At 70.8% G+C, this 12,681-nt stretch carries 11 protein-coding genes and 2 pseudogenes; 9 read left to right on the top strand and 4 right to left on the bottom strand.

What is annotated here, in order from left to right; genetic code table 11:
* Positions 1-301: hypothetical protein (locus A6302_RS01140; RefSeq protein WP_141703354.1), on the bottom strand; the 301-nt coding region annotated here is incomplete at its 3' end.
* Between the two features lie 371 nt (positions 302-672).
* Between A6302_RS01140 and A6302_RS01145 the strand changes: the two genes are divergently transcribed.
* The 6 genes and pseudogenes from A6302_RS01145 (at position 673) to A6302_RS21855 (ending at position 7,344) form a co-directional block, all read left to right on the top strand.
* Entirely contained in the window at positions 673-1,143 is a 471-nt protein-coding gene (locus A6302_RS01145) for a MerR family transcriptional regulator (RefSeq protein WP_069305549.1), read from the top strand.
* 169 nt (positions 1,144-1,312) lie between these two features.
* On the top strand, positions 1,313-3,106 hold the full coding sequence (locus A6302_RS01150; RefSeq protein WP_069305505.1) for an acyl-CoA dehydrogenase C-terminal domain-containing protein: 1,794 nt from the start codon (positions 1,313-1,315) through the stop codon (positions 3,104-3,106).
* Between the two features lie 31 nt (positions 3,107-3,137).
* Positions 3,138-4,346 carry an acetyl-CoA C-acetyltransferase gene (locus A6302_RS01155; RefSeq protein ID WP_069305506.1) on the top strand — a complete coding sequence of 403 codons (1,209 nt, stop codon included), beginning with the start codon at positions 3,138-3,140 and terminating at the stop codon, positions 4,344-4,346.
* An 11-nt stretch (positions 4,347-4,357) separates the two neighbouring features.
* Positions 4,358-6,561 (top strand): annotated as a pseudogene (locus tag A6302_RS01160) (3-hydroxyacyl-CoA dehydrogenase NAD-binding domain-containing protein).
* A gap of 88 nt (positions 6,562-6,649) precedes the next feature.
* Entirely contained in the window at positions 6,650-6,904 is a 255-nt protein-coding gene (locus A6302_RS01165; protein ID WP_069305507.1) for a hypothetical protein, read from the top strand.
* Complete coding sequence (locus tag A6302_RS21855) at positions 6,901-7,344, top strand: hypothetical protein (protein ID WP_069305508.1); 444 nt, start codon at positions 6,901-6,903, stop codon at positions 7,342-7,344. The genes A6302_RS01165 and A6302_RS21855 overlap by 4 nt, the downstream gene beginning before the upstream one ends.
* A 10-nt stretch (positions 7,345-7,354) precedes the next feature.
* On the opposite strand, the gene A6302_RS01175 is transcribed toward A6302_RS21855, so the two are convergent.
* The 3 genes from A6302_RS01175 to A6302_RS01185 all read right to left on the bottom strand — a co-directional run bounded on the left by A6302_RS01175 (position 7,355) and on the right by A6302_RS01185 (position 9,328).
* A complete protein-coding gene (locus A6302_RS01175; RefSeq protein ID WP_245293848.1) occupies positions 7,355-7,735 on the bottom strand; it encodes a YkvA family protein in 381 nt (126 codons plus the stop codon).
* Positions 7,736-7,740: 5 nt separating this feature from the next.
* Complete coding sequence (locus A6302_RS01180; protein WP_069305510.1) at positions 7,741-8,730, bottom strand: alpha/beta hydrolase; 990 nt, start codon at positions 8,728-8,730, stop codon at positions 7,741-7,743.
* Positions 8,731-8,812: 82 nt separating this feature from the next.
* Positions 8,813-9,328, bottom strand: a complete 516-nt coding sequence (locus A6302_RS01185) for a DUF2937 family protein (RefSeq protein ID WP_069305511.1) — start codon at positions 9,326-9,328, stop codon at positions 8,813-8,815.
* A 268-nt stretch (positions 9,329-9,596) separates the two neighbouring features.
* Between A6302_RS01185 and mscL the strand changes: the two are divergent.
* From mscL to A6302_RS01200, 3 genes and pseudogenes are all read left to right on the top strand, one after another.
* Positions 9,597-10,024: pseudogene (gene mscL / locus A6302_RS01190) on the top strand (large-conductance mechanosensitive channel protein MscL).
* Positions 10,025-10,207: 183 nt separating this feature from the next.
* Entirely contained in the window at positions 10,208-11,410 is a 1,203-nt protein-coding gene (locus A6302_RS01195; protein ID WP_069305512.1) for a pyridoxal phosphate-dependent aminotransferase, read from the top strand.
* A gap of 63 nt (positions 11,411-11,473) precedes the next feature.
* A complete protein-coding gene (locus tag A6302_RS01200) occupies positions 11,474-12,673 on the top strand; it encodes a PAS domain-containing sensor histidine kinase (protein ID WP_069305513.1) in 1,200 nt (399 codons plus the stop codon).
* The last annotated feature ends 8 nt before the right edge of the window (positions 12,674-12,681 follow it).

The raw sequence follows: 12,681 nt of genomic DNA on the forward strand, positions 1-12,681 counted from the left end.
GATCCAGCGCGGCGCGGCGGGCCTCGATGTCGTCGATCGGACGGCGGGCGCTGCTGGCGGGCGCGGCGTCGCGGGCCGGTGTTTCCCGGGAGGCGCCGTTCTGGTCGGCGGAAAGGGCGCGGATGCGTTCGCCCAGCCTGTCGAGGGAATCGATGATCCGCCCCACGGCCGGCTCGGCGGGTCGCGGTGCGGCGGCCTGGCCGAAGGCGGCGCTGGCGCCCTCCTGCGAGGTCGCCGCACGCATCATGCCGCTGCCACCATCCGTGTAGCTGCCCTGATACGGCGCGGATCGCGAGTTCATCCCGTCTCTCCCCATGGCGCAAGGCCTGTCCGGCACGCGCCGGACCAATCCCGCCGGGACCGTCCCCTGACGGCCCGCCGGCGCACCGGCCGCCGAGCGGATGCTGCCGGACGACAGACCGACCGGGCCGATGCTTCACCCTCGACTTTCGCCAAACAGGGTAAACGAGTGGTAAACATTTCCGGGCCATTGTCGCATTCCGGTAAGAACCATGAAGATTTCCTTCCTTTTCTGCCTCATCCCGGCCGCCGCCCAGCCGAACAACCCGGGCTGATGGACTGGACGTTGACGCAAACGTAAGCTATGCCAGTCGCTTCACGCCAATGCCGCCGGCCGCACGGCCGGTCGGCCGCAAGGGATGTGTTGCGACGATGACGGAAAAGCTTTCGATCGCCCAGGCATCGGCGATCGCCGCGGAGGACTTCGCGGGCGAGGGGGACGACACCTCGAAGTCCAACATGTTCACCATCGGTGATCTGGCCCGCGAGTTCGGCGTGACGCTGCGCACGCTGCGCTTCTACGAGGACAAGAACCTGATCACGCCGCATCGCGACGGCCTGAACCGGCTCTACACCCGCCGCGACCGCGCGCGCCTCAAACTGGTGCTGATGGGCAAGCGCGTGGGGTTTTCCTTGAGTGAGATCAAGGACATGCTCGACCTCTACGACTTGCGTGACGGTCAGGTCACCCAGCTCAAGGTCGCGCTCGGCAAGTTCAACGAGCAGATCTCGATCCTCGAGCGCCAGAAGAAGGACATCGAGCAGGCGCTGACCGAACTGCGGCGCACCGTGGCGGTGGTCTCCGGTCTCCTGAAGGAAAAGGAACAGGCCGGCGCCACCTGACGACGGTGGCACCGGCCGCGTGACGCTGCCGGACCGGATCTGCCGTCTTGACGTTTACGCAAGCGTCATCATCTGCGTGAAAGGCTTTCGTTGCAGAATGCAACGATCGCCGCCGCCAGAATGCAGATCCGCCGCCCCCGGCGTCGAAACGAAAGGTCCGGAGCGTCCCATGCCCTCCTATCGTATTCCCGCCGCCGACGTCCGGTTCCTGCTCGCCGATGTCCTGCGCCTCCCGGACCATGCGGACCTGCCGGGTTTTGCGGATCTCGCGCCCGACACCGTCGACGCGATCCTGTCGGCCAGCGGGCGCTTCTGCGAGGAGGTGCTGCTGCCGCTGAATCTCTCCGGCGACGCCGAGGGCTGCCTGCGCCAGGCCGACGGATCGGTGACCACGCCCACCGGCTTTCGCAAGGCCTTTGCGGAGTACCGCGCACAGGGATGGATGGGCCTGTCGACCGACCCGGACCATGGTGGCAGCGGCCTGCCCTATCTGATGACCGTCGTCCTCAACGAGTTCGCCAGTTCGGCCAACATGGCGTTTGCCACCTATACCGGCCTGACCCAGGGCGCCATCGCCACGCTGGCGCGCCACGGGTCGGACGCGCAGAAGGCCGCCTATCTGCCGAAGATGGTCGACGGTGCCTGGACCGGCACGATGAACCTCACCGAGCCCCATTGCGGCACCGATCTCGGCCTGATCCGCATGAAGGCGGTGCCGCGCGACGACGGGACGTTCGCGCTGACCGGCACCAAGATCTTCATTTCCGGCGGCGAGCACGACCTTGCCGAGAACATCGTCCATCTGGTGCTGGCCCGCATCGAGGGCGCGCCGGAGGGCACCCGCGGCATCTCCATGTTCGTCGTCCCGAAACACCTGCCGGGGCCGGACGGGGAGCCGGGCGCCCGCAACGCCGTCTCCTGCGGATCGCTGGAGGACAAGATGGGCCTCCACGCCAGCGCCACCTGCGTGATGAACTATGACGGCGCCATCGGCTCCCTGGTCGGTGAGCCCGGCGCGGGCCTTCGGACCATGTTCACGATGATGAACGAGGCCCGGCTCGGGGTGGCGGTGCAGGGGCTGGCGATCTCGGAGATCGCCGGCCAGAACGCCGCCCTCTGGGCCCGCGAGCGGCTGCAGGGCCGGGCGATCACGGGTGCTGCCGCGCCCGAGCGGCCCGCCGATCCGATCATCGTCCACGCCGACGTGCGCCGGATGCTGATGACGATCCGCGCCACCACCGAGGCCGGCCGCGCCCTCCTGCTGTGGACCGCGCTGCAGTCGGACATCGCCGCGCGGTCGCCGGACCCGAAGACCGCCGCTCGCGCCGGCGACATGCTCGGCCTGCTGACGCCGGTGGTGAAGGGCGTCCTCACCGACCGCGGCTTCGAGAATGCCGTGACCGCCCAGCAGGTGTTCGGCGGCCATGGCTACATCACCGCCTCGGGCATGGAGCAGTTCGTGCGCGATGCCCGGGTCGCCATGATCTACGAGGGCGCCAACGGCATCCAGGCGCTCGACCTCGTCGGCCGCAAGCTGCCGAAGGACGGCGGCCGGGCGATCATGGCCGTCCTCGCCGAACTCGGGCTCGCCATCGCGGCGGCCAGGGACGACGAAACCCTCGCCCCCCTTGCCGCGGCGCTTGCGCGCGGCGTGCAGGATCTTCAGGCGGCCACCATGTGGTTCATGGCCAACGCCATGAAGAAGCCCGACAATGCGGCGGCGGGCGCCACCGACTACATGCATCTCTTCGGCCTCGTCGCCTTCGGCTGGATGTGGCTGAAGATGGCGCGGGCGGCAACGGAGCATCTTGCGGCCGGCGAGGGCGACCGGGCCTTCTACGAGGCGAAGATCCTCACCGCCCGCTTCTTCATGGAGCGGCTTCTGCCGGAGACGGCCCTGCGCCGGACCCGGATCGAAAGCGGCGCGGCGGCGACGATGGCGCTGCCCGCCGACCTGTTCTGAACGCGTCTTGAGGCGCGCCGCGGAGGAAAGCATGGCCGAGGCCTTCATCTACGATCACGTGCGCACCCCGCGCGGCCGCGGCCGCAAGGACGGCGCGCTCCACGAGGTCTCGTCCGTGAAGCTGGCCGCCGCGCCGCTGGCAGCGCTGGAACGGCGCAGCGGCCTCGACACCCGGCTCATCGACGACGTGATCCTCGGCTGCGTCGATCCGGTCGGCGAGGCCGGGGGCGACATCGGCCGCGCGGCGGTGTTTGCCGCCGGCTGGGCGATCGAGGTGCCCGGCATGCAGATCAACCGCTTCTGCGCCTCCGGCCTCGACGCGGTGAACCTTGCGGCTGCCGGCATCATGTCCGGCCAGAGCGATCTCGTGGTGGCCGGCGGGGTGGAATCGATGAGCCGCGTCGGCCTTGGAGCCTCGGGCGGGGCGTGGCCGATGGACCCGGCCGTGGCTCTCCCGTCCTATTTCATGCCGCAGGGCGTCTCGGCCGACCTCATCGCCACCAAATACGGATTCTCGCGCGACGACGTCGACGCCTACGCCGTGGAGAGCCAGCGGCGGGCCGCGGCCAGCTGGGCGGAGGGCCGCTTTGCCCGCGCCGTGGAGCCGGTGCGCGACGGCAACGGTCTCATGATCCTCGACCGCGACGAGCACATGCGCCCCGGCACCGACATGCAGAGCCTTGCCGCGCTGAAGCCCGCCTTTGCCATCTTCGGCGAAATGGGCGGCTTCGACGCGGTGGCGATCGCCGCCCATCCGGAGGTCGAGCGGGTCGAGCATGTCCACCACGCCGGCAATTCGTCGGGCATCGTCGACGGCGCCGCCGCCGTCCTCGTCGGTTCGAAGGAGGCGGGTGCCGCAGCCGGGCTCCGGCCGCGCGCGCGCATCCGCGCCTTTGCCAGCATCGGCTCCGATCCGGCCTTGATGCTGACCGGCCCGGTCGACGTCACCGAGAAGCTGCTGCGCCGCGCCGGGTTGACCATCGGCGACATCGATCTCTTCGAGGTCAACGAGGCCTTTGCCGCCGTCGTCCTGCGCTTCATGCAGCATTTCGAGGTCGATCCGGGCCGGGTCAACGTCGCCGGCGGCGCCATCGCCCTCGGCCATCCGCTCGGCGCGACCGGGGCGATGATCCTCGGCACGGTGCTCGACGAACTGGAGGCGCGCGATCTCGGCGTGGCCCTCGTCACGCTCTGCATCGGCGCGGGCATGGGCACGGCGACGCTGATCGAGCGGGTCTGAAGGAGATGGCGATGACGTACACCCACTTCACCTTCGAGGCCGGCGCCGACGGCATTGCCCTCCTCGTCTGGGACTCGCCCGGCCGGTCGATGAATGTCTTCACCGCCGAGGTGATGGACGAGATCGAGGCCGTGCTCGCCGCGATCTCGGCGGACGACGCGGTGACGGGCGTCGTCGTCACTTCAGCCAAGAGGGATTTTTCCGGCGGCGCCGATCTCAAGATGGTCGAGGCGCTGCTCGCCGACTATGCCCACCTCAAGGACGCCGACCCTGAGGCCGCGATGCAGCGGTTGTTCGTGGAAGGCGCGCGCATGTCGCGCCTGTGGCGCAGCATCGAGACCTGCGGCAAGCCGTGGGTGGCGGCCATCAACGGCACCTGCCTTGGCGGCGCCTTCGAACTGGCGCTCGCCTGCCATGGCCGGATCGCCGCCGAGGGCGACTTCCGGGTCGGCCTGCCCGAGGTGAAGATCGGCCTCTTCCCCGGTGCCGGCGGCACCCAGCGGGTGATGCGCATGGCCGAGCCGCAGGCGGGTCTCACCTTCCTGCTGCAGGGCCAGACCGTGGCGCCGAAGAAGGCACTCGCGCTGAGGCTGCTCGACAAGGTGGTGCCCGCGGCCAGCCTCGTCGCCGAGGCCCGGGCGATGATCGCCGCCGGCCTTTCGGCGAAGAAGCCCTGGGACAGTGACGGCTTTCGCGCGCCCGGCGGCGCGGTCTACTCCCCGGCCGGCTTCCAGGTCTGGCCGGCCGCCAATGCGCTCTATCGCCGCGAGACCCACGACAATTATCCGGGCGCCCGCGGCGCGCTGGCCGCCGCCTTCGAGGGCCTGCAGCTGCCGATGGATCTCGCCCTGAAGGTCGAGGCGCGGCATTTCGCCGGGGTTCTGGCCTCCCCCGAGGCACAGGCGATGATCCGTTCGCTGTTCGTCTCGATGCAGGATCTCGGCAAGGGCGCCCGCCGCCCCGTCGCCGAGCCGCCCGCCACGCCGCGCAAGGTCGCATTCTCGGCGCCGGCTTCATGGGCGCCGGCATCGCCTATGTGACGGCGGCGGCCGGGATCGAGGTCGCGATGATCGACCGGGACGCCGACAGCGCGCGGAAGGGCCACGCGCTCTGCGAGAAGCTCGTGGCCGACCGGGTGCGCAAGGGCCGCGCGAGCCCGGCCGACCGCGACGCGCTGCTGGGTCGGATCACCGCCGGCGACGACTACGCCGCGCTCACCGGCTGCGATCTCGTGATCGAGGCGGTCTTCGAGGACCGGGGCGTGAAGCGCGCGGCCATGGACAAGGCCGCTGCCGTGCTCGGGCCGGACACGGTGTTTGCCTCCAACACCTCCACCTTGCCGATCACCTCGCTGGCGGAGGGCTGGCGCGCGCCGGAGGACTTCATCGGCATCCACTTCTTCTCGCCGGTCGAGAAGATGATGCTGGTCGAGGTGATCCTCGGGGCGAAGACCGGCGACCGGGCGCTCGCCGTGGCGCTCGACTATGTGCGGGCGCTGCGCAGGACGCCGATCGTCGTCAACGACAGCCGCGGCTTCTACGCCAACCGCTGCGTGACGCGCTATCTGCTGGAGGCGCATCTGATGCTGGCCGAGGGCGTGCCGCCGGCGATGATCGAGAATGTCGCGCGGATGGCCGGCATGCCGGTCGGCCCGCTCGCCCTCAACGACGAGATCGCCCTCGATCTTGCCTGGAAGATCCTGCAGGCGGCGAAAGCCGATCTCGGCGACGACGCCGTCGATCCGCGGCAGGAGGCCCTGCTGCGCGAGATGGTGGTGGCGCGCGGCCGGCTCGGCCGCAAGAGCGGCGCCGGCTTCTACGACTATCCGGACAAGGGCCAGAAGCGGCTCTGGCCGGGCCTTGCCGAGGTGGTCGGCCCGTCCCGCCCGGCGGATGAATTCGACGTGGCCGAGCTGAAACGGCGGCTTCTCGTGACCCAGGCGCTGGAGGCGGCGCGCTGCGTGGAGGAGGGCGTCGTGACCGACATGCGCGAGGCCGACGTCGGCGCGATCCTCGGCTTCGGCTTTGCCCCTTTCACCGGCGGTACGCTGTCCTACATCGACGGCATGGGCACGCCGGCCTTCGTCGCGCTCTGCGACCGGCTCGCCGAGGCCCATGGCGCGCGCTTTGCCCCGCCCGCCCTCCTGCGCGAGATGGCGGCGCGCGGCGAGAGCTTTTACGGTCGCTTTCCCCCGTCGGTCCGGGCGGCGGCGTGAGCGGTGCATGGCGGCCGAAGGGCGTTCGCGCTAGACTTGCCGCCCGCCTGACCGCGCAGACGGGGGCCGCTTCGGGAGGAGCAGATCGATGAAGACGCCGACGATCGCCGCGCAGACGCTTGTCGTCGCGATGACATTCGTCGCCGGCGTGAGCGCCGCGCAGGCGCAGGAGGCTCCGGGCTATCGCTTTGCCAGGCCGCCCGAAGCCCAGAAGCCTGTCGCCCCGGCCGCGCCCGTTCCCACCCTCGCCGAGCAGGCCGAGCGGCGGACCCGGGCGCTGGCCGCCGATCTCGACGCGCCCGGCGCCGCAGCGCCGTCCTTGCCAGGGATCTCGCCGCGGTGACCGAACGGCTTCGCGCGATCGAGGCCGGCATGGCCGGGCGCGACACGGCGATGGCCGAACTCCGGAGCCAGGTCGAAGCCGCCGAGACGGAGGCCAGGACCGCGCGGGCGTCAGTCGCCATCCTCACCGGCGAGCTGGAGCGGGCACGGGCGGCGATGGACGCCGATCGCACCACGCGCGACGCGGCCGCGGAGGCGCGGATCGACGAGTTGGAAGGCCGGATCGCGGCGCTGGAGGCGCGCCTTGCCGAGGTCGAGCGGCCACCCGAACCCGCCCCGGAACCGACGCCCCCGCTCGCCGAAGCCCCGCCGGAAGAGGCCCCGCGCCTGCCGGGCGCGGAGGAGCTGGACCGCGCCCTCGATTTGGCCGACCAGGCCTTCCGCCGCTTCTTCGGCATGGTCGAGGACCTGAAGCGCGATTACGACGAGCAGCGGATCTGACGGCGCGGCCTTACCCGTGGTCGGGCCCCAGCAGCCACCAGGCGCAAAGGCCCGCCGCGGCAATCCAGATCAGCACCACCGCGACCGCCCCCGCCCGGCTTCCGGGCCGCGTGGTGATCGCGTCGGCTTCGCCGCGCAGACGCGCCATCGTCGGCGGTGGGACCAGCCGGACCACGGCGAGGATGCCGAGGGGGACGAGGATCACGTCGTCGAGATAGCCGAGGATCGGGATGAAGTCGGGCACGAGGTCGAGGGGCGAGAGGGCATAGGCGGCGACGATGGCCGCGAGCAGCTTGGCAACCAGCGGCACATGCGGGTCACGCGCCGCCAGCCACAGCGCAACGACATCGCGCTTGATGCGTCGCGCCCAGTCGCGGGCTCTGCGGAGCAACGGCCTCATCCCTCGGCGCCCAGCCCCTTCAGGAAGGCGGCCATCCGCCCAAGGCTGGCGGTGGTCGCCGGGCTGTCGAAATACTGGAACACATGCGCGCCGCCGGGGGTGACGTCGAGGTCCGCCGCATTGCCGGCGGCCAGCCAGCGCCCGGCCATGAACAGGCTGTCGTCGAGCAGCGCGTCGGCGGTGCCGACCGAGAACAGCGCCGGCGGCAGGCCGCCAAGGTCGGCGTGGATCGGCGAGATGTCCGGATCGGCCCGGTCGGCGCCGTCGCCGAGGAAGCTGCGGGCGAACAGCTCCACATCCCGCGTCGTCAGGATCAGCGGCGTCGGCCCGTAGCGGCGGGCGCTGGGCGTGAGAGCAAGGTCATAGCAGCCGGCGACGAGGTTGGCGCCGTGGAACGGCTGGATGCCGTGGCGGTCGCGCAGCCTGAGCAGGGTGACGACGGCAAGATGGGCGCCGGCGCTCTCGCCGCCGATCGCCAGCCGCCGCGTGCCGAAGCGGGCGGTGCATTCGGCCAGCAGCCACAGCGCCGCGGCCTCGCAGTCGTCGGGGCCGGCCGGATAGGGATGCTCGGGCGCGAGCCGGTAGTCGACCGAGACGACGGCGTAGCCGGACAGGTCCACCAGTGGCGTGAGGATCTGGTCCTGCTGGTCGTGGGCGCCGAGCGTCCAGCCGCCGCCGTGGAAATGCAGGTAGACGCCGGCGGGCGCCGCGTCCGTCGGCGCGATCACCCTGGCCGGAACCAGGCCGTCCCGGCCGGGGATCTGGATGTCGACGGCGCGCGGGTCGCGCGGCGCGAGCGGAAACGGACCCTTGCCGGCGGCCCGGGCCGCCCGCAGGTCGGCGGGCGGGAACGCCCACTTGTCGGGCAGGGCGCCGAGCGCCGCGATGATCCGGTGATTGAGAGCCTGGGTCTCGGGCGCGATGGCCTCTGGCCGGAACAGGGCCGGATCGATGGTGAACACGGTCGGATCTCCGCTGGAAGGCATGCTTCTGCTATAGCCGATCCGGGGTGCGCAGGGCCACGGGCCGATCCGCCTCTTGCCCTCTTTGTCTCGGGCGCCCGTTGCCTCAGGTCCCCCGGCGAACGCCGTCCGCCTCCGGCCGCCGCGGGCGGCGGAACGAGCGGCCGATGGCGAAGGCGCCGGTCCAGCCGGCGGCAAAGCCGGCCGCCGCGATCGCGAGCCCGGCCGGCGTGGTCGGCACGGCCGGGGCGAAATCATCCCAGGTCTTCGAAAGGAGTTCGGGATCGGGATAGGCGACGAGTGCGGCAACCCGGCCGATCGGCCCGGCATCCTGCATCGCCGCGCGCTGGCGCTGAAGATCCTCGTAGCGATCCACCGCATAGACCGTCGAGCGCCCGGCCGCATCCTCGACGCTCGCGCCGTCGCGCTGCAGCCGGGCCAGAGCGGCGGCGCGGTCGGCGCCCTCGGCCTCGACCGCGTCGTAGAAGTTCTGGGCGATGGGCCGCAGCGCGTCGATCGCGCCGCCGATCCGCTGGAAATACTGTTGCGAGAATTCCGGCGACTGGGCGAAGCCGACGGCGACGAAGACGCCGGCAAGGATTCTCGGCAGCCCGGCAAGCATGGACATCCTCCGACAGATTGAGTGTGCAGGATAACACGCGCGGCGCGCCGAAGGTCCGTTGCATCGCCGACTGGCCGCGGGTCGCGGCCGCATCGGGCCAGGATCGGCAGATTCCGCCGTCAAAACATGTGCAAACCGCAGGGTGGGCGTTGCACTTCCCCGCGTGGCCCTGTCAATTCCGGAAGGCGCGGGAAAATCACCTGTGCCGCAGCGTTGCCGGCCGGGCGCCGGCCGCCGTCACGGTCCGGTCAAGTCAGGAAGGCGTTCCATGTTCCAGGAATTCAAGAAATTCGCCCTCCGGGGCAACGTGATCGACCTTGCGGTCGGCATCATCATCGGCGCGGCCTTCAGCGCCATCGTCTCGTCGCTGGTCGACGACGTGATCATGCCGCCGGTCGGCGTGATCCTCGGCAACGTCGACTTCTCGGACCTGTTCGTCGTCCTGCGCGAGGGCACGACCCCCGGCCCCTATCTCACCCTTGTCGCGGCCAAGGCGCGGGCGCGGCCACCTGGAACCTCGGCCTGTTCATCAATGCGATCGTCAAGTTCATGATCGTCGCCTTCGCCCTGTTCCTCGTGGTGCGCGGCATGAACAAGCTGCAGCGCAAGGAAGAGCAGGCACCGTCGGCTCCGCCGCCGCCCACCAAGGAGGAAGTGCTGCTCACGGAGATCCGGGACATCCTCGCGCGGCGGTGACCTGTGCAGGTCGGCCGGGGGGCGCGCGCGCCGGAAGTTCCTGCACGGCGCTCCTTCCTGTATCCGCCCGCTTCTGCTAGTCAGGATTGCAGAGGGTCGGTGGCCGGCCTCGCCGGTTGGGCCGGCCGGCCTCCCCCTCCAGCGCAGCCATGAACGGCAAGGCATGTTGCCGTCGAGGACGTCATGAGTCAGGACTTCGCGAGCAATCTGCGTCAGGCCGCGGTGGATGCGCCGCCGAGCGGCATCGTCGAGGTGATGAACCACGGCTTCGGCCGGCCCGGCCTCGTCGCGCTCTGGGCCGGCGAGGGCGACCTGCCGACCCCGGCCTTCATCTGCGAGGCGGCGACCCGGTCGCTCGTCGCCGGCGAGACCTTCTACACCCGCCAGACGGGCATTCCCGAATTGCGCGAGGCGCTCGCCCGCTATCACGACCGCAACTGGGGCGCGCTTGCCGGCAGGCCGTTCGATCCGGAGCGGTTCATCGTCACTGCGTCGGGCATGCAGGCGATCCAGATCGCCATTGCCGCGATCGCCGGCGCCGGCGACGAGATCCTCGTGCCGACGCCGGCCTGGCCCAACGTGGCGGGGGCGCTGGCGGTGGCCGGCGGGCGGCCGGTCGAGGTGCCGATGACCTGCGGTCCTGGCGGGTGGCATCTCGATCTTGACCTTCTTGCCGCGGCGATCACCCCGGCAACCCGGGCGATCTTCGTCAATTCCCCGTCCAATCCGACCGGCTGGACCGCGGATCTCGCCACGCTGCAGGCCCTCCTCGATCTGGCGCGCGCGCGCGGCCTGTGGATCCTCGCCGACGAGGTCTATGCCCGCTTCGTCTACGACGGCAGTCGCCGGGCGCCGTCCTTCTACGACCTGATCGAGGCCGACGACCGGGTGATCTTCGTCAACACCCTGTCGAAGAACTGGGCGATGACCGGCTGGCGGGTGGGGTGGATCTCCGCGCCACCGCAGCTGGCGGGGCTGCTGGCCAATCTCGTGCAGTATTCGACCTCGGGCGTTGCGGTGTTCCTGCAGCGGGCGGCGGCGGCCGCGCTCGACCGGGGGGATGCCTTCATCGACCATCAGGTCGCCCGGGCCCGCCGCGGCCGCGACATCATCCATGCGGCGCTGACGGGCAGCGGCCGGGTGCATGATGCGCCGCCGCCCGGCGCCTTCTACTACTTCTTCGCGATCGATGGCGAGCCGGACACCCGCCGGCTCGGTCTGCGCCTCGTCGACGAGGCCAACGTCGGCCTCGCGCCCGGCACGGCCTTCGGCGCGGCCGGCGCCGGCTACATGCGGCTCTGCTTTGCGCGCGGCGAGGAGAGCCTGACGCTGGCGGCCGGCCGTCTGCGCACCTGGCTGGATGCGGGCGGGCGGACGTCGACATAGGATCGCGGACGGCGGCAGAACCGCCGCCGGACGAGCCGGAATGCCGGCAGGAGTGGCGAGACGATGCGGGACAGGGCGGTCGAGGGAGACGACAGCGGAGCGGGCGAGCCCGGCCCCGGGTCCACCGTGTCCGGCGCCCGCTTTGCCAGCGTGCTCGACACCGCGGTCGACGGCATCGTCGTGATCGACGACCGGGCGCGGATCCTCGCCTTCAACAAGTCCTGCGAGAAGATGTTCGGCTATGCCGCGGCGGACGTGATCGGCGAGAACGTCAAGATCATCATGCCGCCGTCCTTCTCCGTCCATCACGACGGCTATCTCAACCATTATCTCGCCACCGGCGAGCGGCGGATCATCGGCATCGGCCGCGAGGTGACCGGCCAGCACCGCGACGGCACGGAATTTCCGGTGGAGCTCTCCGTCGGCGAGGCCGAGACGCCGGAGGGCCGCCAGTTCATCGGCATCCTGCGCGACCTGCGCAGCCGCAAGGCGGTGGAGCAGCGGCTGATCGAGCTGCAGGCGCAGGTGGTCCACATGGCCCGGCTGTCGGCCATGGACGAGATGGGCGCGGCGATGGCCCACGAACTCAACCAGCCACTGACCGCGCTCATGCTCTATCTGCAGGCGGTCACCCGGCAGGCGCGCCAGGCCGGCACGGCCATGTCGCCGACGCTGGTGCAGATCCTCGAGAAGGCGCTGCGCGAGGCCGAGCGCGCGGCCGGCATCATCGAGCGGATGCGCAACTTCGTGGAGCGGCGCGAGCCGGAGCGCCAGCCGGTGGATCTGGTCGCGGCCGTCGCCGAGGCGCTGGACCTGATCATGGTGGTCGCCCAGGGGTCGACGGTGCCGGTGCATTTCGTGCCGCCGGACGCGCCGGTGATGGTGGATGTCGATCCGATCCAGATCCAGCAGATCGTGGTCAATCTGGTGCGCAACGCCGTCGAGGTCGCGCGCAACATGGCCGACAAGTGGGTTCGGGTCGAGCTGGAGGCGGACGAGGAGCAGGCGCGGGTGATCGTCACCGATTCCGGGCCGGGCATCCCGAAGGACGTGGCGCGGACCATGTTCCGCACCTTCGCCACGACCAAGAAGACCGGCATGGGGCTGGGCCTCGCCATCTCGCGCTCGATCGCGCAGAATCACGGTGGTGATCTCACCGTCGTCCCGGGCGGCAACGGCACGGGTGCGCGCTTCGTGCTGCATCTGCCGCGCCCGGACAAGAAGGCGGACGGCAGGGACGACAAGCCGCCGGGTGCCGCGTGAGCGGCCGG

The organism is Methylobrevis pamukkalensis (genome assembly GCF_001720135.1).
Classification (GTDB): Bacteria; Pseudomonadota; Alphaproteobacteria; order Rhizobiales; family Pleomorphomonadaceae; genus Methylobrevis; species Methylobrevis pamukkalensis.